Below are 21,316 nucleotides of genomic sequence, written 5' to 3' on the forward strand. Positions count from 1 at the left end.
TGAAAGCTGAGCCAGTAGTTGAAGCTAAAGTTGCAGCACCTGTTGAAGTGAAAGCTGAGCCAGTAGTTGAAGCTAAAGTTGCAGCACCTGTGGAAGTGAAAGCCGAAGCTCCAGCAGCAAAATCAGCCTCTGCACCAATGGCAAAACCTGCAGCGATTCAACCTGCTCCTGCAGCCGCAGCAGTAGAAGCTACGCCAGTAGCAGTAACAGAAGCTGTTGTAGAGGCTAAGCCTGTGGCTAAGCCTGCAAGCCGCTTTGGTTCTATGGTGATGTCAGAAACGACTAAACCAACAGTTGAAAGCAGAGAGAATATTGCAACACCTACCGGTCGCCAATATGAAGCTTCAACCGCTGAAGCAGCAAAGCCTAGAACGGCTAACACTGCAAACTCTGAAACAGTTCGCACTTAATTTAAGTTAACTGTTGCAGCTGAAAGCCATGCCTCTGGGCATGGCTTTTTTATGTTCAAACTGCCGTAATTTTGTTAGTATTCGCGGCAAATTATTATTACCACCAAAACATATATTTAACAGAGGCTAAATGTTCGATCTTATTCGTCACAAAACAGCCAGCCATAGAGCTGACTTACTTTCTGGTCTTACCGTAGCCCTTGCATTGGTTCCTGAAGCCGTCGCTTTTGCATTTGTTGCTGGCGTAGAACCTATGGTTGGCTTATACGCCGCCTTTATTATGGGCCTTATCACCGCGTTAATTGGTGGACGCCCAGGAATGATTTCAGGTGCAACAGGCGCTATGGCCGTGGTTATGGTCGCTTTAGTTGCTGAACATGGCGTGCAGTACTTATTTGCCGCCGTCGTGCTCGCAGGCCTTATTCAGGTATCAGCAGGTGTATTTAAGCTAGGTAAATTTATCCGTATCGTTCCCTACCCTGTGATGATAGGTTTTGTGAACGGTTTAGCGATTGTGATTTTCCTCGCGCAATTAGGTCAATTTAAAACACCTGATGCAAACGGCATCATGACTTGGTTACCACAAGATCAGCTTATTTTGATGTTAGGTTTAGTTGCCCTCACCATGGCGATTATTCAATTTTTACCTAAACTAACCACCGCGATTCCATCTTCATTAGCTGCGATTTTAACCGTAACCTTGCTAGTAACTTTTCTAAACCTTGATACCCGCACAGTGTTAGATTTTCTAAAATCAATGAGCGGTAACGACAATGCTACGATAGCGGGTAGCCTACCGACATTCTCAATCCCTGCGGTAGAGTTCAGCTTAGAAACCTTGTACATCATTCTGCCATACTCGTTAATTCTAGCTGCAGTAGGCTTAATTGAATCGTTACTAACATTAACAGTTATCGATGAAATGACAGGTACTCGTGGTCGCGGTAACAAAGAATGTATTGGTCAAGGCGTGGGTAACATCACCAGTGGCTTCTTTGGCGCTATGGGTGGCTGCGCGATGATTGGTCAATCTATGATCAACATTAATTCTGGTGGTCGTGGGCGTTTATCAGGTATTACAGCAGCGGTTGCACTGCTTGCCTTTATCTTATTTGGCTCATCATTGATTGAAATGATCCCACTGGCAGCACTTGTTGGTGTGATGTTTATGGTGGTATTAGGTACGTTTGAGTGGGCTAGCTTTAAAGTAATGCGCAAAGTCCCTAAGCACGATGCATTTGTGATTGTGTTAGTAACGATAGTCACTGTATTTACTGACCTTGCTTTTGCTGTATTTGTCGGTGTTATCGTGTCTGCACTTGTGTTTGCTTGGGAACATGCAAAACACATTAACGTTGAAGTCAGCGAAGATCAAAACGGCTGGAAAGTGTATAAGCTAAATGGCCCGCTATTCTTTGGTTCAGTTGCTGAATTCTTAGAGCTATTTGACGCTAAAAGCGATCCACAAGACGTAATTGTTGATTTCCAAAACTCTCGTGTTTGTGATCACTCAGCGTTAGATGCCATCGATACGCTAGCAGAGCGTTATGTTGGTACGGGTAAACGCCTGCACCTGCGCCACTTAAGCAATGACTGTAAGAAATTACTCGCTAAAGCGGGTGATCTCGTTGAAGTTAACTTAATCGAAGATCCACATTATAAAGTGGCTGACGATAAGCTTGATTCATAAATAGTATTCAGCATAAATCAAAAAAGACAGGCAATGCCTGTCTTTTTTATTATCTATCTGCACCAATCATTTCAACTTATCAGCAAATAGTGCTTTAACTTTATCGACTTTTGGCTTAACCACCATCTGACAATAAGGTTGCTCACCATTAAGTTCAAAGTAATCATTATGGTAATTTTCTGCAGCAAAGAAGCCAGCATAAGCAACGACCTCTGTCACAATAGGATCAGGCCAAGCAGCAACTTTGGTGAGATCGGCAATCATACTATTGGCAATTAATGCTTGCTCTTCATCATGGATAAAAATCACCGAACGGTATTGCGGCCCTCTGTCATTACCCTGCCTATTTAACGTCGTTGGATCGTGGCTCACCCAAAACACCTCAAGCAAACTCTCAAAGCTCACCTGTTCGGGATCAAATTCTATCTGTACCACTTCAGCATGCGCAGTTTCACCGCTACATACCGCTCTGTAATTAGCGTCAGCAGCATCACCTCCAGCGTATCCGGACGTGACCTTTTCGACGCCTTTGATTGCCGAAAATACCGCTTCAATACACCAAAAACAGCCCCCCCCCAATGTCGCAACCGCTAATTTTTTACGCTGACTGTCCAGCTCATCAGCACTTTTAAACGTCATTGATACAGAGTTAACACAATGCCTGACATTTTTCGGCGTTAAAAACTCGCCCTCGAACACATGTCCTAAGTGACCATCGCAGCGGCTACAAACAATTTCAACTCGTCTACCATCTGCATCAATATTACGTTTTACCGCCCCGGCAATTTCATCATCAAAAGCAGGCCAACCACAGTGAGCATTAAATTTACTGTCTGAATGGTAAAGCGGAGCATCACACTTTTTACAACAATAAACGCCATTAGCACCATGTTGATTATATTCGCCACTGAAAGGACGCTCAGTGCCTTTTTGCTCAATGACGTGCTTTTCAAATTCAGTGAGTTTACGCATCAAAATCTCAGCCCCTTATACTGTCTAGCTGTTTTGCTAATTAAACCTTTATCTCATTAAGTCACTCTTAATTATCTATAAACTCGCTCGTTGGTATAGATAACGAATAACGTTATACAGTAGACCCTATACGTCCATAAAAGCTTTCAAGATTACTTAATAGCTTATCGTAGTTAAGATTGGCTGTTAACTTAAGTCTTTGACTTTAATTCTTAGCGTGCCGTCTTCACTTGACCTTTAGCTAACGTCATAGACTCAAGTCTACTTCACCGGCTCACTATTGGTTTGAATCACCAACAAAATGACGCAATATTTATGATTATTTTTCATGCTAATGTTATCGCTTAAGCCGCTAAAATTTAGATAATTATTACCTTGTAACAGAAGCGTTTTCGATACACCGAACAATAACCAGTGTGATCAAGGTCACTTAGGTTTGCGCACGGTGTTTTGCACCGCTAAACTTGCTCGGGGTTTAATAATAAGAAGAATCAAGATGACATTAGAAACGATCGATTATCGCGCACAAGATGCAGCAGAAAAGTTTGTATCCTCATTAAGAGAGACTGGCTTTGGTGTATTAAGTAACCACCCTATCAATAAAGACCTTGTTGAAAATATCTATAAAGAGTGGCATAGCTTTTTCAATACCGAAGCAAAGCAGGCTTACCTTTTTAACCCAGAAACTCAAGATGGTTTCTTTCCAGCTGAAATCTCTGAGACCGCAAAAGGCCACAGCGTAAAAGATATCAAAGAATATTTTCATGTTTATCCATGGGGACGTATTCCTGACTCTTTGAGAGATAATATTCTTAAATATTACGATGATGCTAACACACTAGCTGCAGAGCTACTTGAATGGGTTGAGCAATATTCTCCAGCAGATGTAAAACAGAAGTTTTCAATCGCATTGCCAAAGATGATTGAAGATAGCCAAAAGACCTTATTACGTGTTTTACACTACCCGCCAATGTCCGGTAATGAAGAGCCTGGTGCTATTCGCGCGGCTGCGCACGAAGATATTAATCTACTGACTGTATTGCCTGCAGCCAATGAACCGGGATTGCAGGTGCAATTAAAAGATGGCAATTGGATTGATGTGCCAAGTGATTTTGGCAACTTGATTATTAATATCGGCGATATGCTGCAAGAAGCATCGAACGGCTATTTCCCATCAACCAGCCATAGAGTGATCAACCCACAAGGACTGGATAAAACTAAATCGCGAATTTCTTTACCGCTATTTTTACACCCAAACCCCGAGGTTAAACTGTCAGATAAATATACTGCCGACAGTTATTTGATGGAACGCTTGCGTGAATTAGGGGTTATTTAGCTGCATTAGCACTGAATAACAGCCCAATAAGCGCCTTAGGGCGCTTTTTGTTTGTTAAACTTAAGCGTTACAAGGTAAAATCCTTTAATTATGTAATTTGATAGTAGAGCACACACATGGCAATTCAGTGGTATCCAGGACACATGCACAAAGCACGAAAAGAGATCGAAGAGGTGATGCCTCAAGTCGATTTGGTGATAGAAGTGCTTGACGCAAGGATCCCTTACAGTAGTGAAAACCCTATGGTGCAAACACTCCGTGGAGATAAGCCATGTATCAAACTACTGAATAAATCCGACTTAGCCGACCCTGAAACGACTCAAGCTTGGATTGAATACCTTGAGCAAGAGCAAGGGGTAAGAGCAATGGCGATTACCACATTACAGGCTGGACAAGTCAAAAAAATCCCTGACTTATGCCGTAAGTTTGTGCCCGGTCGTGACAAAATCGAAAAAGATATTCGAACTATGATCATGGGGATCCCGAACGTCGGTAAATCTACCATTATTAATACTCTAGCCGGCAGAATGATTGCTAAAACCGGTAACGAGCCTGCGGTCACTAAGACCCAGCAACGCATTAATTTAAAAAACGGTATTGTGCTTTCTGATACCCCAGGTATTTTGTGGCCAAAAGTTGATAATGAAAAAAGTAGCTACCGACTAGCGGTAACTGGCGCGATTAAAGACACCGCAATGGAATATGAAGATGTGGCGATGTTTGCAGCTGAATATTTCCTAACCGCTTATCCAGAAGCGATTGCTGAGCGTTATAAAATCAAGCAGATGCCAAATACAGATATTGAGTTACTTGAAGCGATTGGCCGTAACCGCGGTGCACTGCGCCCTGGTGGACGTATCGATTTGCATAAAGCATCTGAAGTATTGCTACATGACTTCCGCGCTGGACGAATTGGTCAGTTGTCACTTGAAACACCTGAAATGGCTGAAATTGAAAAGATTGAAGTGGCAAAACTACTTGCTGAAAAACAAGCTAAAGAAGAAGCACGTAAAGAACAAGAACGCCTTAAGCGCTCAGGTAAACGCTTTAGCTAATAGCTGATTATTTATGTAAAAGCGCTCATATAGAGCGCTTTTACATTAACTCCCGCCTATTTATTCTCATCAAGAAATTAATCCCAGCAACAAACTATTATCATCAGAGATCACAACTGCCCACTTTGGATGCGACTAATAAGACCATTACAGCTATTTTCAAGCAAATCTAAAACAAGCTCAAAACCGTCCCCTTCACCATAATAGGGATCTGGAACTTCTGTATAAATAGCATCTTGTTCTCCAAAAGCACAAAAATCTAACATGAGTGCCAGCTTTGCTTGATACTCCGAAGGGCAAATTCGCTTTAAGTCCTGCAGGTTTTGCTCATCTGCCGCAAGAATTAAGTCAAAGTCACTAAAATCAGTCTGAGTCACCTGTCTGGCTTGCATGCCGCTAAAGTTCAAACCACGTTTAACTCCGGCCGCAATCGAGCGTTTATCGGGAGTATTTCCTTGGTGATAGGCAATCGTCCCTGCAGAATCAATCCTAATATCAAGCTTCGCTGCAGAAGCTTTTGCTCTAAACATCGCTTCAGCGGACGGAGATCGACAGATGTTGCCCATACATACAAATAGAACAGAGGAAATGTGTTTCATTGTCGCCCCTTAATAAAAATGTTTAACATTTCCGATGAATCAATTACTTGCCCTACTTCAATGTAAACCATTGCGGTATTAGCTACACTTTTTATTGTGATAATTTCATTATCAATAAAATCTTGATAATCATTCAACTAAAACACTATTTTTCAAATACACTGATACAGGTAGCATAGCGGCAACTGTTAAATAAGTACTACCGCTCTACATTAGGAAAAGATTATGACTCACCCTATTATTGCTGATCTTGAAAGCCGTTACACAGCAAAACGCTATGATGCTTCTAAGCGTATTCCTCAAGCCGATCTTGATGTTATTTATCAAGCAATGAATCTTTCTGCATCGTCTATCAACTCACAACCATGGAAATTTATTGTGATTGAAAGCGATGAAGCAAAACAGCGTATGCACGACACTTTTGCTAATAAGTTTCAATTCAATCAGCCACATATTAAAGCTGCATCGCATATTGTTTTGTTTGCTCACAATCCTAAATATACTCGTGAAGACTACGCAAAAGTGGTTGATAAAGGCATTGAAGATAAACGTTCAACCGCTGATGAAAGAGAGCAAGCTTTTGGTGCGTTTGCCTTTGTTGATCTTAACACTGATGAAAACGGCAACAATGCGACATGGACTAAAGCACAGACTTACTTAGCACTGGGTAACACCTTACACGTACTTGCACGCTTAGGCATCGACTCTACCACCATGGAAGGCGTTGATAGTGAGTTAATTGGTGAAATCTTTAAAGATGAGCTTGATGGCTATGAGTGCGGTGTTGCACTCGCAATGGGTTATCACCACAGCGCTGAAGATTATAATGCTGCATTACCTAAATCACGTCTGCCATTAGAGCAAGTTTTACAGGTACTGTAATCGTTTGAATTAGCGAGCTAAATCGTTATGTAAGTATTTCAGCTCTAAGATAGACCCAATGAATGTCTTTTAAGGCTCAAGATAAAATTCTTGAGCCTTTTTACTATTTGCAACTTAAACAAAAAATAAAGTGCTTCATTCAAACTTAATAGCCCGACTATAAAGAAAAACGGTTAATTTAAATCCTTTTCAGGCGTTACTATTGAGCTGTTCTCACTCTTAAAAAGCTAGCAAACCTCGGCGTGCCCTTTTGCGTCAAACCATAATACTTATAGGTCACTAAACTACCGACCTTTGGCGGATTAAGCCGTTGTTCATTGCTTAAGCCACTACCTAGCTTAAATACTTTACCGTCTTGATTTTCAACAACTAGCGCACCTAGCATGCCACTAAATTTTCCCTTACCTTCATTGTGAGCGATAACCACAGCTTCAGCATCGTAAAAGGGTTTTAGCTTAACAATATCTTGAGAACGTCCAGCCTGATAAAATGCGGTCTTTTTATGTAACATTAGTCCTTCACCGCCTAGCTCAATTATGGCTTGTAAATCTGCATCTAATACGCCAGTTGTTGTGAGCGAATATTGCTTAATCACCTGCAAATAGGCGCTAACACCAGTAAGTTCATTCTCTGCTTTTTTATAGCGGCTAGCAAAGGGAGTTGTCTCAGTAGGTAAGTCAAATACCATAAATAAAACCCTGCTCCACTCAGTATCTGTCGCTTTAGTTTTTCGGATGATGGCAGATACTTGCTCAAACGCTCCGCGCTTTATCCAAAGTTCACCGTCTAATGGATATTTTGGGAAGTGCTGAACAAACCAATCTGGCGCCGCAATTATTCTGCCACTGCGACTGTAAAGGTTTTTACCATCCCAATAGCCTCTTACGCCATCAAGCTTTTCACTAATCAGATAATCTGACACATTAGATATGGGGCTTGACGCTGTAGTTGCCAGTTGAATTAATGGTTTGGTTGGAGGCATATTACCTACATCAGCAATCGCGATATTGGCAATATATAAAGAAAAACTAAGACTAATGCATAAAAACTGTATCATTCTGATCATCATATCATGGCTCCTTGCTTGATAATTTTACTTTCACATCCTGTGAAGTACTCGCTAAGTCTAGGTGCTTAGTTTGTTAGATGCCAAGCCAGTTGCTGTTAGAGCAGTATCAATTCCAACAAAAACTTGATGCACACACTGCATTTATCCTCAAAATGTTCATGCTATAATCGGAAAAATGCCTAACGATTTTCTCTCGAACGGCCAAATTACATTACGGAACATTATGAAACCTGCTAATAACCACGGTATAAAACGCGTCATTAGAGCAACTGGATTTTCAATACAGGGGTTGAAGCTAGCATGGAAGAACGAAGCGGCTTTTAGGCAAGAACTGATATTAGCAGCGATTATGTTACCGATTGCTCTTATTGTTGACGTCACGAGTGTTGAACGGGTATTACTTATATTAGGGCTGTTTCTGGTGCTGATTGTTGAGCTAATTAACTCCGCGATTGAAGCCGTTGTCGATAGAATCAGCGATGAATTTCACCCTTTAAGCGGTCAAGCTAAAGATATTGCATCTGCCGCAGTTTTTATGAGCCTAGCCTTCTGTGGATTAACCTGGGCAATCATTCTTATTCCAAAATTATTTTAACCCACCTATCGCGTGGCATAACGCCCTCTAAGATCACTGATAACTTTATGAGATTTTAGAGGGCTGCAACCTTTACTCATTTGCGTACTAGATATCAATCCAGTGTGAGTGTTGCCAAGACAGTGCACCAAACTAGCGGTATTATTTAGCCCATATAGCCTTAATTAATAAAATACTCAGAACAGATTTTAAGCTACAGCTCCTCAATACAAGATCTTCAGCTCCCGCTATATTTCAAGTGTTCCCTCTTTTAAATTGCATTAGATCAAACAAGATGTAACTTTTTGAAACAATTTATTCACAAATAGGAAGATCCTGCTATGCTAGAGCTCGAACATCAAAAAGCGTTATTGATTTAAACAAATAAAAATAAGAACGACGGAGTCACTTTTAATGCTTAAAAGTTTCATCATTCGCAGTATGGTTATGCTTACTTTAGTTGCCAGTCCTTTAAGTTATGCTGATAACAATACCGTTATCCGTATCGGCGGCTTTTATGCAAACACAGATTCTACAATTGATGTAAACGATCCAATTTTAGGCAATGCATTTACACTTGATTTCGAATCTGATTTAAAGCTAGAAGAATCACAATTTTTACCTTTTTTCGAATTTTCTCACCACTTCAATGACCGTCATATTTTATATGTTGACTGGAAGCAATTGCATCGAAATGCCCTTGTGCAGTCGGTTGAAAAACCATTTCAATTTACTTGGGATGACACAACCTATGATATCAAGTCAGGTATTTCATTAGACAGCACCTTAAATATCGACATTATGCGCGTGGGTTATGGCTACGATATTTGGCAAGGTCATAACTATGATGTGGGCGTATCAGTCGGTTTGCATGCCATGTTCATCAAAACCGCCTTTAAAGGTCGCATAGGGATCTGTGATTCAGGTACTGAAACACGCTGTCCAGACACAATTGATGTGCCTAAAGTCGTTGATGAGAAATTGTCAGCACCGCTACCCGATATAGGGGTTTACGGGGGGTATGAGTTTTATCCTGGATTTAGGTTAAATGGTCACGCTCAGTATTTCTATATAAAACTTGACGATCTTAAAGGCGGTTTAGTCGACATTCGCCTTGGTGTTGAGGCTGAGATTAGTGAAAACTGGCATATGACAGCCGCATTTAACTACTATGAAGTGGATGTTGAATATACATCAACCTTTACTGATGCTGATATTAAGCTTGCTGATTACAATATCTATTACAGCTTTACCGGTCCAATGCTCTCAGTCAGTTATCAATTCTAAGGGGGAATGGATTCTGGCTTGCTAAATACGACAATTGCGAGTTGCACCACACGCCCCAAATGAAACCACTGTTATAAGTTAAATCTGCTAGCTCAGCTATTTCGATGCGCAACGAATACTCTACTACCTCTGCTAAAGCGAAAAAGTTCGATATACCTTTAATCTCTATCCTAGGTAGCTTCCCCCTCTTTGTTAAGATTATTAATTCAATCATACCTAAAATGCTACATTTATGATTATTCAAGTTTTTTATCCTTTGAAAACATAATAGAATGAGCAAAATAATAATACGCTAATCGATTAGTGATAAGGCTCAAAAATGGCAACTCCCCTACTAAAGGAATCCGCATCTAAGTTAAAAAAAGCGATCCCTTTAATGCTGAAACACCAAATCCCCACAACACCAACAAACTATGCCCTTTGGTACACTTATGTTGGTGAAAAAAGCCCAATGTTAAACCAGCATTTAGACAAGGTCATCGCCCAATATAACACTTGTCCACCTAGCCAAAGCGAATGTCTATACCAAGAGTTCTTATCGGATCCAATGGAGCTAGATATCATTGATATGCAGCTTAATCTTGATGCGATGGTGACAGAGCTTTCTCAATCGATTAAAGATACCAACTTAGATGCTGGCCAGTTCCAAAGTAAAATTAATCAAAATCACAGCAAACTCAACAAAATTGAAAATGAAGGTTTTACGATTGAAGAAGTGCTAACTGTCGTCAAAAGCCTTGTACGCGACTCTAACGAAATCAAATTAAGTGCTCAGCACTTTTCCGAGCAACTCGCCAAAGCCCAGTCTGAAATAGATGCTTTAAAAGCACAATTGAAAAAATCAGAACATGAAATCCGTTTTGATGCGCTAACAGGGTCTTTAAATCGCCGCGCATTTAATAAAGATCTCAAAGGTATTCTCGAACAGTATCCTCAAGGACTTTGCTTGATCATCGCCGATATCGATCACTTTAAAGTGTTTAATGATACTTATGGCCACCAGCTAGGTGATCAAGTACTAAAAGCGGTCAGCAGGCGCTTAGATGAAAGCTGCCAAAACGGCACTAAATTGTATCGTTTCGGCGGAGAAGAGTTTGCCTTAATCGTACCCAATAGTCAGTTAAGACGGGCAAGACAACTGGCGGAGTCAATGCGCAGAAGCTTAGAAAAACTTGTCGTTAAAGATAAACGAAAAGGCGATAACATCAATAATATTAACGCCTCGTTTGGTGTTGCAGAGTTTAGCCAACAAGATACGATTAATACACTTATCGAGCGCGCAGACAAACAGTTATACCAAGCAAAACGCTTAGGCCGTAATCGAGTTATGCCTATTTGATAAGTTATTTTGAGTGTTTGTCTATGTGATAAATCGTTAGCCAAACACTCCAGTTTCCATCCGTAAACAACCACTAGTTTATTGGCCGCGCTTGCACGACATAACGTAGCGGTCCACCCGCAAATTCTGCACCAAATGGATAGCAAGTCACCAAAGTTAAAAGACTCTCACCATCATCTTCAGTGACGCTCATATCCGATTCATGGGTAATCATTGTATGAGTGACTTTATAGAGCAGACTTTTGCCCGAAACACCTTGCACTCGAATCATCTGATCTATTTTGACATCATTAAGCCGAGCAAAATGGGTATCTCTATGGCCTGCAATCACTGTATTTCCACGGCTATTTATATTGGCGGACGACAGTATTTGCGCAGGACCAAAAGCTAAATTTCGGCCCGATGCCCCTGACAGCACATAAAGAGTCGACTCTGTTGAGAAGTTAGATTGGTCATTTTTGGCAGCCAAAAACTCCAGCTTAGCCACGGGATGCGTATCAGCCCAAGACCATGGTTTATGAGTTTGTCGGTCTTGTAGCGTCTTTTGCCACACTTGTTGAATTAAAAATTGGGCAAAATGTGCCTTAGCTTGCATATATCCACCTTGTACTAATAATCCAACGCCGACGATAAGTAGTAACCCAGCGACCAGTCGATGAAAGTAGTGTCCCTTGGCTTGGCTTTTGTTGCTGTTGTCCAAACTTGTAAACAAGTTCAGCCCGTCTATATTTTGCATAAGTGTTCTCGTCAAGTGAGCTAATTCCATCAACTCTTTGTTACCTCAATAGCGCCTCATATCGATGAATTGTCACTTCGGTAAAAAGACAAACGATACAAAGCTGCGAGTAATAAAAGCATGCCGCCAAAAATCAGTAACACATAACTATTGGTCCCCGTTTGCGGCAGTGTTTGCGTTACCCCCTGCAAATTACTATGCCAGCCGTGGGGTAAATGTTGCTTTACTTGAGCACCTAGTACCACAGCGCCTTGTGGTTTAGCCGGGGTGATGTCTACCGCGACCAAACTTGTATAGGCACTCATGATATGAAAGTTCATTGCAACCGCCGTAATCTGCTTTTCTATACGTGCTTTATTCGCTCCTTGTTTGCTTAACTCCAAAGCAGCAATCTGTTTTCTTGCCCAAACCAGATCTAAACCTTTTGCCTCGCCTTTGCTGTCCAGCGGTAAGCGATGCTGCCAAAACTGACCAGCTAAAAAACCTTGGATAAGTAAGTCATCATCCACAAAGCTAGGAATGCGAACCGCAACTAAAATAGGTTCATGGGCATATAGATCGGGGATCCGTACAGGCCAATAATCAGGAATACTGCCATCACTAAACTTAAGGTCGACATCTGTCACTTGTGGCTTTTCAATTTTCTCAAGTAACTTAACCATTTTGTTATTTACTTCATCAAGCTTACCTATGTAGGTATAAGTCCCTCGTCCTAGTTCAGCCGCCCGCTGCATAAAATGCGCATTAGGTGCAGAGCCTATGCCAATGGTGAACAAGCGGCTGTCTGCTAATTGATCTTCGATTTGGGTAAATAACATTGATTCATTTGCCACTGCGCCATCAGTAATAAACAGGACTTGCCTAAGAGTTTGCTCTTTTACAGGATGTGAACTGTGACTTAACAGGCTCTGTTGCGCTAACGCGGCATCAAGCGCTAAGGCCATTTCTGTGCCGCCATTAGCTTGCAAAGCATGAATATAGCGTTGAGCAGCGCCAATGTTGGCAGCGGTGGCAGGCATGGCTTGCTCAGACCATTTAGACACCCCGGAGTTAAATTGCAAAATATTAAAGCTGTCTTGAGATCTTAAGCCTGCAAGGGCATGCTTTAATGCTGATTTTGCCTGAACAATGGCATCTCCAGACATAGAGCCCGATGTATCAATAACCAAAATTAACTCTCTAGGGGTCGATAAGTATGTTTTATCACCTGCTTGTGGCGGCATTAACATCACTAATGCGTACTTATCTTGTTCCTGTTGTTGCGGCTGATTTTTTACCTTTGGCTCTGCTTCGCTACTAACCCCTTCCCCACTCATTAACTTACCACTAACGAATGGTGCTTTTGCAGCAGTACCGGTTGGACTCACTTGGTGAGTTTTACCTTGCTGAGTAAACACAGCTGCAGTAGGTTCGCTGCCTTGCAAGGGCTGCCAAGTCAGCACAAAGTCACGGTTAGCTTTAACATCGCGCTGCAATGTCACCTTAGCGGCGGCATCTTCTACCATATTTATGCTTACGCTATGATAAGGGCTGACGATGTTATCAACCGCCATTGCTGCATCAAACACAACCTCAATGACAACAGTATTTTCGCTATCTGCATTTTCAATATCACTGCTTCTGGTGACTTCCCCAATTGCCGCAACCTGTTGATGTAGGCTCCGATCAGACAAATTGTCAGTATTTGCCAGCCCCGCAACATATTGCTGATACTCCTCAGGCCGGATCTGCTTCATGATTTGTTGGCTCAGCGCCTGCGCTTCATTAAGCTGAGCGTGATCTTGGCGATTAAGCTCCGTTTGCTCAGGCGTATACCTTGGGGCTACAACCATAGGAAAACGCAAACTAAACTCGCCATCTTTATAATCAAGGGTTTCTTGATAGCTAAGCTCTACAATAAGTGTTTCATTAGGCGCAAGGTTTGCCACCTCAGCCTTAAAAATATTTGCCCGTTTTTGCTCAAGTAAGCTGGCCTTCTTGCCTTGAGCTTTAGCTTGTTCAAACATAGCTTTGGCTTTTTTCTTTGGCTGGATCTGCCCTTCTATCACTCTATCGCCGATATAAAGCTTGAGCGTGTCAACCGCCGCCTCATTCGGTAATGGAAAAATATATTGACCATTAACCCATTGAGTCGAATGATTGCTAAATTCATGACGCACAGCCACACGGTTTGTCCAACCAGAAACATGCATGCTCACTATAGTCTGCAGCGGTAATGCCAGGCTCAATTCACCTTGCGCATTCTCAAACACTAAGCTGCCTTGTTTAATTTGATCTAAGTTAAACGGCTTGGCTATTACACCATTCACAGCTGTGGTTGTGTCTTCTATAGACTCTGGTGTTGTTGCCAACGCCGACACATTTGCTGCGAACAATAAACACAACATCGATAATGTTATCGGCGCTCTTTTTAACATGGTGTTGGAGGTTAAAGGCTCTTTTGCCTTAAATGTAAACAACCCAGTCATCTTGACTCCCTAATCCTTGTCAGCAATTTGCTGCGCACTGAGCCAACTCTGCTCTCAATAAATCAACTCAGTGCTTAGCAATCCTTTGCGGTTACTTGGCAGAAAACGCCGCTAACGAGCCATCTTGATTTTGTAGTTTTAGGGTCACTCGGCGATCAAAGAAATCATTCTCAAAGTTTTGCTCCGCCATTAATGGCGATGAATCACCGAATGCTTGATTATGTAAGCGCTGCTCGGCAACCCCCTGTTCAATAAGATAGCTTTTCACTTCAGCAACGCGTTGCTCTGACAAAGCTTGGTTGTAATCGCCATCTCCTCGACGGTCAGCGTAGCCGGTTAAGTCCAGCGTTAACTCAGGCGATAATGACATTGCATAAGCAATATCATTTAGCTGACTCTGAAAGTGCGGCTCAATAGTTGAAGAGCCGGTTTTAAACTGGATATTTAACCCTAATGCCAATTCCGTTAACTTCTGCTCTTGCGCCATTTTTAAATTAGCTAGTTGTTGCTGCGCTTGCTCATACTGTTCTGATAGTTCAACCAGCGATTCATTTTGCTGATTGAGGGCAATTAACTGCTGCTCTTTTTCATCTAACATCGCTTGCTGACTTTTTAAGGTATCGTCATCCCCAACAGACTTACCCACTAATGTACCGGTGAAAGCGCCGATAATGGCACCAACGGGCCCCCCGACTACCGCGCCAAGCACAATGCCAGATGTAAGACCAATCAGTTCTTCGTTATTACTGCTGCTTTCAACTTCAACATTCTGCTCTGCTGCAGCTTGGGTAGAAAATACTAAGGCGCCAATAACGAGAGTAGAGATAAGTTGCTTTTTCATGGTGTTCCCCTTGAGATATTGATTTAATTGCGAATGGTTATAACCGGTCGCTAAATTAAGTTGGTTAAGTGTTGTTGTTTCGATGACTGTATTTAAACTGATTGAAATGGCTTTTAAGGGGAGCAAAAAAGGCGATTTCAGGGTCAATTGTGGCAACAAAATGGCAATCACGGTTCACGACTTCAAACCCAAGTATTTTGCTGTATAGTCACAACCCATTAGGCAGATAAGGTGCAAGTAAAGACATCATGAAACGAATTGCTATAGTCGAAGATGAAGCAGCGATTAGAGAGAACTACAAAGAAGTATTACAGCAACAAGGTTACTGTGTGCAGGCTTATGCTAACCGCCCACAAGCCATGCAAGCATTTAATACCCGCTTACCCGATTTGGCGATTATAGACATTGGCTTAGAAAACGAGATTGATGGTGGTTTTACCCTTTGTCAGTCACTCAGAGCTATGTCGAGTACTTTACCGATTATCTTCTTAACTGCTCGCGATAGTGACTTTGACACTGTGTGTGGCCTGCGCCTTGGCGCCGATGACTACCTAAGTAAAGATGTTAGCTTCCCTCACCTTATTGCACGTCTAGCGGCTTTATTTAGACGCTCAGATCTAAAAAATGCCAGCAGTGATGAGAGCCATATTGTTGAACATGGTTTATTAACGATTGACGTAAATCGAATGCAAGTGTTTTGGAATGGCGTGCAAATTGAGCTCACTGTGACTGAATTTTGGATGGTTCACGCGCTAGCTAAACGCCCAGGTCATGTGCGTCAACGCCAGGAGTTGATGCAAGAAGCTAAAATCTTTGTCGACGACTCAACCATTACCTCCCATGTAAAGCGTATACGTAAAAAGTTTATCGCACAGGATCCACAGTTCGATTGTATCGATACCGTGTATGGCATGGGTTATCGCTGGGACTCACACAGTTAATTATTAAGTTTCGAGCTAAAATAATCAGTTCGCTGAGTAATATCATCATTTAGGTATTGGTTACACCATGTTTAATTTTCCCATAGGTCTGCGCACTAAAGTCGCAGTGTTATCGCTTTTCTTACTCTGCCTACCTTGGCTTGGGTACCAGTACGTATGGGAAATGGAAAAATACCTGCGCCACGGCCAAGAAAAAACCTTAGAAGGCACCACCCAAGCTTTGGCAACAGCCCTGCATGAGCGACCAAAGCTATTTGATAGCCAAGCCAGCTTTTTAACTCAAGTAGAAAAAGGCCGCGACTTATATGCCTATCCACTATCAGGCCCGATTCAACTCGATGGCAAGCTCAACGATTGGAGCAATTATCGCCACCGCACACTTAACTATGGCGTCGATAACCAAATCTATAAACGCGATGAGTCCCAGCCTCTGCAGATGAGCTTCACTCATATGGTGGGCAAATATGCTGGCTACCTATATGCATTCTTTGAAGTCACAGATCCTAGCGTTATCTACCGCGGCAAAAACAGCCTAAGCATAGATAGAAACGATCATATCGCCATTGCCACCCTTGCGCCCGATGGTCAGTTTCGTCGCTATATTGTGGCAACAACTCAAGATGGCTGGATAAGTGCGTTTGAGTTACCCGAAGATCCAGCACTATCAAAACCGGTTACCCCTGAAGTTAAAATTCAAGGAAAGTGGACTAAAAGCAAACAAGGTTACAATGTTGAGCTACGTATCCCGCTTAATATGGTCGGTAGTAAGCTTGGCTTTGCTGTTTACGATATAAACGATAGCAAAACTCGCGCACTTGACGCAGTTGTTGGCACCTCGGCCATCGATGATGTCAGTAAGCTCGGCACTGTATTGGTACCATCACCAGAGATAGAAAGCATTATTAAAGGCATGAGCCATAATAGCTCACGTATTTGGGTTGTTGATAAACACGGCCGCGTATTGGCAAAGTCTGGCGATATTCGCTCAGATAACAGCGTATGGTCACGTTCATCGATTGATAAAGAAGATAACTCTGGCTGGGGTAAGTTTAAGCAAGAATACTTACGCCCACTGTACTACAAAATACTGACCATCCCCGCCAAAGACTTTATTGATTCCTTACAAGATTCTACGGTCCTTCAAGGCAGTCATATCACCAAAGCGCTCAATGGTCAGCAAGGCTCAACTTGGCGCCTCACTCCCGATAGCAAAGCCGTGGTACTTGCCGCTGCAAGCCCTATTTGGATTGACGACAAAGTGATGGGCGTGGTGATTGCAGAAGAAACCACCCATGGTATTCGCACGCTCAGAAACAAAGCTTTAGAAAAGTTGTTCAACGTGATCTTAACCATCATGAGTATGGGCACCTTAGCGCTATTTTTCTTCGCCTCGAATATTTCAAGCCGTATACGTAAACTGCGCGATGAAGCTGAGCAAGCAATTGATAGCCAAGGGCGGATTAAAAATGAAATCCAGGGCTCTAAAGTACGCGATGAAATTGGCGACCTCTCAAGAAGTTTTGCCAGTATTGTTAGCCGCTTAAGTCAGTACACTCATTATTTAGAAAATATGTCTTCACGCTTGTCTCATGAGTTAAGAACCCCTGTAGCCGTGGTGCGATCATCGCTTGAGCACCTAGGACTGCAAGAGTTAAACCCTGATAGCCGTAAATATGTTGATCGGGCACAAGAAGGGGTTAATCGCCTCAATATGATCCTCAATAATATGAGCGAAGCAACCCGTTTAGAAGAGAGCCTCTCTCATGCAGAGCAAACTGTATTTCCTTTAGAGAAAGTCATCAGTGGTTGCATGCAAGGCTATCAAATGACCTACCCGGAGCAAACTTTTACACTGGATATCACACAAGAGAATATCCCTGTAAAAGGAGTGCCCGAGTACATTGCGCAGCTGATGGACAAACTCATCGCCAATGCACTTGAGTTTAGCCATAACAATACACCGATTGAGGTGTCGCTCAACCTAAAAGGCAAGTCTGCTGAGCTCAGTGTGTGTAACCAAGGACCCGCGCTCCCCGAAAATATGGCAGAGCAAATTTTTGAGTCTATGGTGTCGGTTAGAGCGCAAAAAGCCCAAGATAAACCTCACCTTGGTTTAGGGCTTTATATTGCGAGATTAATTTGCCAATTTCACGACGGCAAAATCATCGCACGTAATACCCAAGATAAACAAGCTGAGATCAATGGGGTGAAAATCACCATTAGTCTGCCTATTACCAAAACGTCGGCTTAAGCGTTTTAGCATTTTTGGATTACAGCCATAATGAAAATAGCGACTGACGATAACACTCAAATCCTGCTTCAGTGGACGAGATTAACGTCAGTTACTAAAGCGGCTAATGATAAGTATATGGTGGCATCTTAAAAACTGAAAATATTGGCACTTCCTTTTAGCCGTTTAGATGTTAAGATGGCTAAAAATAAAACTGATGGAATTCACCCTATGAAAAAAGAAACACAAATAATCAGTCTAGGCCGTGATAAAAAGTGGACTCAAGGGGTGATTAACCCGCCAGTTTACCGCGCATCAACCATGGTGTTTGATACCATTGAAGACATGCGTTTTGCTGCAAAAAATAAAGCTAACGGCGAGATGTTTTATGGCCGCCGTGGCGGCCCCACTCACTTTGCGTTCCAAGCTGCAATTGCAGAACTCGAAGGCGGCGTGGGTACTGCATTATATCCATCAGGAAGCGCGGCCATCAGCAACAGTTTATTGTCGTTTTTAAAGGCCGGCGACCATTTGTTAATGGTTGATAGTGCCTATGAACCGACACGCGATCTCTGTAATAAGCTACTGGCAGGCTATGGCATTGAAACCACTTATTACGACCCAATGATTGGCGCGGGTATTGAGGCACTTATTCAGCCCAATACCAAAGTGCTGTTTCTTGAATCACCAGGTTCTATCACCATGGAAATTCAAGATGTACCGACGCTAAGCCGTATCGCCCACCAGCACGATATCGTTGTCATGCTCGACAATACCTGGGCCTCCCCCATTAATTCGCGTCCATTTGAAATGGGCGTCGATATCTCGATTCAAGCCGCGACTAAATACATTGTCGGTCACTCTGATGTAATGATGGGAACAGCAACTGCCAATGCACAGCATTGGGAGCAACTACGTGAAAATAGCTACTTGCTAGGTCAATGTACTTCTCCTGATGACGTGTATCTTGCAAGTCGTGGACTGAGAACATTAGGCATTCGCTTAGCCCAGCATGAGCAAAATGCACTGAAAGTCGCTAATTGGTTGGCGACTCGCCCAGAGGTCGATCATCTGCGACATCCAGCCTTTGAATCCTGTCCGGGTCATGAGTTCTTTAAACGTGACTTTAGTGCTTCAAACGGCTTGTTTTCATTTGTGTTAAAACAAGGAGATGTACGCTCGGTCACCGCCTTTGTTGAAAATATGCAGCACTTTAAAATGGGCTTCTCATGGGGTGGGTTTGAAAGCTTAATTCTTGGCGTATTTGGCATAGATAAATTACGTACTGCAACCCAATGGGACAGCAGTAAACCATTAATTCGTTTACATATTGGTCTTGAAAATGTCGATGACTTAATTGCCGATTTAGATGCCGCCTTTGAGCGTTACAACCAAGTGCTCAATAATCAATAAAATCACCAGTTAATACCTACAAGCCAGCACTATGCTGGCTTTTTATCTAAGAGGCCACTTAAACAATCTGCTCAAAAGTGCCGATAAGCCAAATTGCTAACATCTGCCAAATATATGATCCTTTTACCAAAAAATTCAAATTAGCCCTGAGTTTATTTTTGCATATGCCTAAAATGCATTACTATTAAAGCCATACATTCTAATTAAAGCTGAGCATAATGATAAAACAACGCAATACATCCCAAGGTTTTACTCTCATCGAGCTCGTCGTTGTCATTATTGTTTTAGGCATTTTAGCTGTGGTAGCTGCAGCAAAATATATTGATCTTAGGCGTGACGCAGAAATAGCCCGAGTACAGGCAACCGCGAGCGCATTGCAGCAGTCTTTAACTTTTGCCCACAGTAAATGGCAGCTTATTGCAGGAATGGGAGCGATGAATGACTTACCAGACTTTGCTGGCGGCGAACTTGATATGAATAGTCATGGCTACCCCTTAGGCATCGATAAAAATTCGCCGATGGGACAGCCTAAAAATATCGGTAAAGGTGAGCAAGGTTGCGTGGATTTATGGAATACTTTGCAACAAGATCCCGCCAGCGTTTCACTTTCAAGCGTTGATAATGGCAGTGATTTTCAAGCTTATCGCCATCAGGCTGATACTAACCCTGATGGGCAAAGCCAATGCACCTATGTACTGCGAAAATTGGGTGACACTAAAGGCCGCCGACAAGCCGATATTAAAATTATTTATGATTCAGTTGCTGGCAGTGCCAGCAGCCTCATCAATAATTAATGAGTGTGCTCAGATAGCATCAGAAAACAAAAAAGACGAATATTATATTCGTCTTTTTATTATTAGTTATTATTAGTTATTATTAGTTATTGTTAGTTATTGTTAGTTATTGTTAGTTATTGTTAGTTTCAAACACCATAGGATTTATATAACAGCAACACTAATCTTGAATAACAGCCCCACCAGCTATCCAAGCCTGAGTGCCATACAAAGGCACTGTTGATAGCGCATGCTTATGGCTGCCATTGGTTTCTTTGGTTGAGTAAGACAAATACAAAAGCGTTTGATTCTGAGCATCGTAAATGCGACGTACTTTAAGAGACTTAAACAAAATGCTTAATGACTCTTTAAATACCACTTCGCCGTTTTTACTCTTATCGATATTAGCAATCTCAGCAGCGGTAATTGGCCCGGTTTGACGACAAGAAATGCTCATATCAGACGGGTCTGCAAGACTTAAATCTGCTTCAATTCGGCTAATATGACAAGTCACACCCGGTATTTTAGGGTCGTGGCGTGCATCTATAATCACATCTTTAGTGGTAAATAAGCCTAAACTCACTTTCCCCACATCATCACCACAACCACTCAAACCTAATGTTAAAGCAATCGCTACACTCGTTGTAGTAAGCAGTCTTTTTGTCAAACCTGTCATTTAACACTCCTTAAGAAAAACGATT

At 42.2% G+C, this 21,316-nt stretch carries 18 protein-coding genes and 1 pseudogene; 12 read left to right on the forward strand and 7 right to left on the reverse strand.

Features of this window, described 5'->3' with window-relative positions:
• Both L2748_RS13625 and L2748_RS13630 read left to right on the forward strand, forming a co-directional pair.
• A pseudogene (locus L2748_RS13625) lies at window positions 1-410 on the forward strand (ribonuclease E); the annotation flags it as partial.
• Window positions 411-540: 130 nt separating this feature from the next.
• Complete coding sequence (locus L2748_RS13630) at window positions 541-2,100, forward strand: SulP family inorganic anion transporter (protein ID WP_220780179.1); 1,560 nt, start codon at window positions 541-543, stop codon at window positions 2,098-2,100.
• Between the two features lie 66 nt (window positions 2,101-2,166).
• On the opposite strand, the gene L2748_RS13635 is transcribed toward L2748_RS13630, so the two are convergent.
• Window positions 2,167-3,072, reverse strand: a complete 906-nt coding sequence (locus L2748_RS13635; protein WP_220780180.1) for a bifunctional methionine sulfoxide reductase B/A protein — start codon at window positions 3,070-3,072, stop codon at window positions 2,167-2,169.
• 496 nt (window positions 3,073-3,568) lie between these two features.
• Here L2748_RS13635 and L2748_RS13640 point away from each other — a divergent pair, with 496 nt between their 5' ends.
• Window positions 3,569-4,408 carry an isopenicillin N synthase family dioxygenase gene (locus L2748_RS13640; RefSeq protein WP_220780181.1) on the forward strand — a complete coding sequence of 280 codons (840 nt, stop codon included), beginning with the start codon at window positions 3,569-3,571 and terminating at the stop codon, window positions 4,406-4,408.
• A 116-nt stretch (window positions 4,409-4,524) separates the two neighbouring features.
• Window positions 4,525-5,463, forward strand: coding sequence for a ribosome biogenesis GTPase YlqF (gene ylqF, locus L2748_RS13645; protein ID WP_220780182.1), 939 nt, complete (start codon window positions 4,525-4,527; stop codon window positions 5,461-5,463).
• Window positions 5,464-5,573: 110 nt separating this feature from the next.
• Here ylqF and L2748_RS13650 read toward each other — a convergent pair whose 3' ends face one another.
• On the reverse strand, window positions 5,574-6,062 hold the full coding sequence (locus L2748_RS13650; RefSeq protein ID WP_220780183.1) for a low molecular weight protein-tyrosine-phosphatase: 489 nt from the start codon (window positions 6,060-6,062) through the stop codon (window positions 5,574-5,576).
• A gap of 225 nt (window positions 6,063-6,287) precedes the next feature.
• On the opposite strand from L2748_RS13650, the gene L2748_RS13655 reads away from it, so the two are divergent.
• The gene (locus L2748_RS13655; RefSeq protein WP_220780184.1) at window positions 6,288-6,944 is read left to right on the forward strand and encodes an NAD(P)H-dependent oxidoreductase; all 657 of its coding nucleotides are present in this window, start codon (window positions 6,288-6,290) and stop codon (window positions 6,942-6,944) included.
• Between the two features lie 199 nt (window positions 6,945-7,143).
• Here the strand turns inward: L2748_RS13655 and L2748_RS13660 are convergent, their stop codons facing one another.
• Window positions 7,144-8,013 (reverse strand): DNA ligase, encoded by an 870-nt coding sequence (locus L2748_RS13660; protein WP_220780185.1) that lies wholly within the window; start codon window positions 8,011-8,013, stop codon window positions 7,144-7,146.
• Window positions 8,014-8,236: 223 nt separating this feature from the next.
• Here L2748_RS13660 and L2748_RS13665 point away from each other — a divergent pair, with 223 nt between their 5' ends.
• The 3 genes from L2748_RS13665 to L2748_RS13675 all read left to right on the forward strand — a co-directional run bounded on the left by L2748_RS13665 (window position 8,237) and on the right by L2748_RS13675 (window position 11,213).
• Window positions 8,237-8,608, forward strand: coding sequence for a diacylglycerol kinase (locus L2748_RS13665; RefSeq protein ID WP_220780186.1), 372 nt, complete (start codon window positions 8,237-8,239; stop codon window positions 8,606-8,608).
• Between the two features lie 393 nt (window positions 8,609-9,001).
• Window positions 9,002-9,874 carry a hypothetical protein gene (locus L2748_RS13670; protein ID WP_220780187.1) on the forward strand — a complete coding sequence of 291 codons (873 nt, stop codon included), beginning with the start codon at window positions 9,002-9,004 and terminating at the stop codon, window positions 9,872-9,874.
• Between the two features lie 319 nt (window positions 9,875-10,193).
• The gene (locus tag L2748_RS13675; RefSeq protein ID WP_220780188.1) at window positions 10,194-11,213 is read left to right on the forward strand and encodes a diguanylate cyclase domain-containing protein; all 1,020 of its coding nucleotides are present in this window, start codon (window positions 10,194-10,196) and stop codon (window positions 11,211-11,213) included.
• A 73-nt stretch (window positions 11,214-11,286) separates the two neighbouring features.
• On the opposite strand, the gene L2748_RS13680 is transcribed toward L2748_RS13675, so the two are convergent.
• From L2748_RS13680 to pdsO, 3 genes are all read right to left on the reverse strand, one after another.
• On the reverse strand, window positions 11,287-11,949 hold the full coding sequence (locus L2748_RS13680) for a class GN sortase (protein WP_220780189.1): 663 nt from the start codon (window positions 11,947-11,949) through the stop codon (window positions 11,287-11,289).
• Between the two features lie 56 nt (window positions 11,950-12,005).
• The gene (locus L2748_RS13685; RefSeq protein WP_220780190.1) at window positions 12,006-14,417 is read right to left on the reverse strand and encodes a marine proteobacterial sortase target protein; all 2,412 of its coding nucleotides are present in this window, start codon (window positions 14,415-14,417) and stop codon (window positions 12,006-12,008) included.
• Between the two features lie 91 nt (window positions 14,418-14,508).
• A complete protein-coding gene (gene pdsO / locus L2748_RS13690; protein ID WP_220780191.1) occupies window positions 14,509-15,258 on the reverse strand; it encodes a sortase-associated OmpA-like protein PdsO in 750 nt (249 codons plus the stop codon).
• Between the two features lie 248 nt (window positions 15,259-15,506).
• On the opposite strand from pdsO, the gene pdsR reads away from it, so the two are divergent.
• The 4 genes from pdsR to L2748_RS13710 all read left to right on the forward strand — a co-directional run bounded on the left by pdsR (window position 15,507) and on the right by L2748_RS13710 (window position 20,636).
• Window positions 15,507-16,199, forward strand: a complete 693-nt coding sequence (gene pdsR, locus L2748_RS13695; protein ID WP_220780192.1) for a proteobacterial dedicated sortase system response regulator — start codon at window positions 15,507-15,509, stop codon at window positions 16,197-16,199.
• A 67-nt stretch (window positions 16,200-16,266) separates the two neighbouring features.
• On the forward strand, window positions 16,267-18,450 hold the full coding sequence (pdsS, locus tag L2748_RS13700) for a proteobacterial dedicated sortase system histidine kinase (protein WP_220780193.1): 2,184 nt from the start codon (window positions 16,267-16,269) through the stop codon (window positions 18,448-18,450).
• Window positions 18,451-18,660: 210 nt separating this feature from the next.
• Window positions 18,661-19,842 carry a cystathionine beta-lyase gene (locus tag L2748_RS13705; RefSeq protein ID WP_220780194.1) on the forward strand — a complete coding sequence of 394 codons (1,182 nt, stop codon included), beginning with the start codon at window positions 18,661-18,663 and terminating at the stop codon, window positions 19,840-19,842.
• 218 nt (window positions 19,843-20,060) lie between these two features.
• Window positions 20,061-20,636, forward strand: coding sequence for a pilus assembly FimT family protein (locus L2748_RS13710; protein WP_220780195.1), 576 nt, complete (start codon window positions 20,061-20,063; stop codon window positions 20,634-20,636).
• A 160-nt stretch (window positions 20,637-20,796) separates the two neighbouring features.
• Here the strand turns inward: L2748_RS13710 and L2748_RS13715 are convergent, their stop codons facing one another.
• The gene (locus L2748_RS13715; protein ID WP_220780196.1) at window positions 20,797-21,291 is read right to left on the reverse strand and encodes a CreA family protein; all 495 of its coding nucleotides are present in this window, start codon (window positions 21,289-21,291) and stop codon (window positions 20,797-20,799) included.
• Window positions 21,292-21,316 lie beyond the last annotated feature (25 nt).

Origin of the sequence: Shewanella sairae (assembly GCF_023283535.1) — a bacterium.
GTDB classification, from domain to species: Bacteria; Pseudomonadota; Gammaproteobacteria; order Enterobacterales; family Shewanellaceae; genus Shewanella; species Shewanella sairae.

Bases quoted from the DNA above. Each gene is read 5' to 3' on its own strand.
- L2748_RS13710 (WP_220780195.1), top strand. From the start codon at position 20,061: ATGATAAAACAACGCAATACATCCCAAGGTTTTACTCTCATCGAGCTC.
- pdsO (WP_220780191.1), bottom strand. From the start codon at position 15,258: ATGAAAAAGCAACTTATCTCTACTCTCGTTATTGGCGCCTTAGTATTT.
- ylqF (WP_220780182.1), top strand. From the start codon at position 4,525: ATGGCAATTCAGTGGTATCCAGGACACATGCACAAAGCACGAAAAGAG.
- L2748_RS13675 (WP_220780188.1), top strand. From the start codon at position 10,194: ATGGCAACTCCCCTACTAAAGGAATCCGCATCTAAGTTAAAAAAAGCG.
- L2748_RS13715 (WP_220780196.1), bottom strand. From the start codon at position 21,291: ATGACAGGTTTGACAAAAAGACTGCTTACTACAACGAGTGTAGCGATT.
- L2748_RS13680 (WP_220780189.1), bottom strand. From the start codon at position 11,949: ATGCAAAATATAGACGGGCTGAACTTGTTTACAAGTTTGGACAACAGC.
- L2748_RS13685 (WP_220780190.1), bottom strand. From the start codon at position 14,417: ATGACTGGGTTGTTTACATTTAAGGCAAAAGAGCCTTTAACCTCCAAC.
- L2748_RS13655 (WP_220780184.1), top strand. From the start codon at position 6,288: ATGACTCACCCTATTATTGCTGATCTTGAAAGCCGTTACACAGCAAAA.
- pdsR (WP_220780192.1), top strand. From the start codon at position 15,507: ATGAAACGAATTGCTATAGTCGAAGATGAAGCAGCGATTAGAGAGAAC.
- L2748_RS13665 (WP_220780186.1), top strand. From the start codon at position 8,237: ATGAAACCTGCTAATAACCACGGTATAAAACGCGTCATTAGAGCAACT.
- L2748_RS13635 (WP_220780180.1), bottom strand. From the start codon at position 3,072: ATGCGTAAACTCACTGAATTTGAAAAGCACGTCATTGAGCAAAAAGGC.
- pdsS (WP_220780193.1), top strand. From the start codon at position 16,267: ATGTTTAATTTTCCCATAGGTCTGCGCACTAAAGTCGCAGTGTTATCG.
- L2748_RS13705 (WP_220780194.1), top strand. From the start codon at position 18,661: ATGAAAAAAGAAACACAAATAATCAGTCTAGGCCGTGATAAAAAGTGG.
- L2748_RS13660 (WP_220780185.1), bottom strand. From the start codon at position 8,013: ATGATGATCAGAATGATACAGTTTTTATGCATTAGTCTTAGTTTTTCT.
- L2748_RS13640 (WP_220780181.1), top strand. From the start codon at position 3,569: ATGACATTAGAAACGATCGATTATCGCGCACAAGATGCAGCAGAAAAG.
- L2748_RS13670 (WP_220780187.1), top strand. From the start codon at position 9,002: ATGCTTAAAAGTTTCATCATTCGCAGTATGGTTATGCTTACTTTAGTT.
- L2748_RS13630 (WP_220780179.1), top strand. From the start codon at position 541: ATGTTCGATCTTATTCGTCACAAAACAGCCAGCCATAGAGCTGACTTA.
- L2748_RS13650 (WP_220780183.1), bottom strand. From the start codon at position 6,062: ATGAAACACATTTCCTCTGTTCTATTTGTATGTATGGGCAACATCTGT.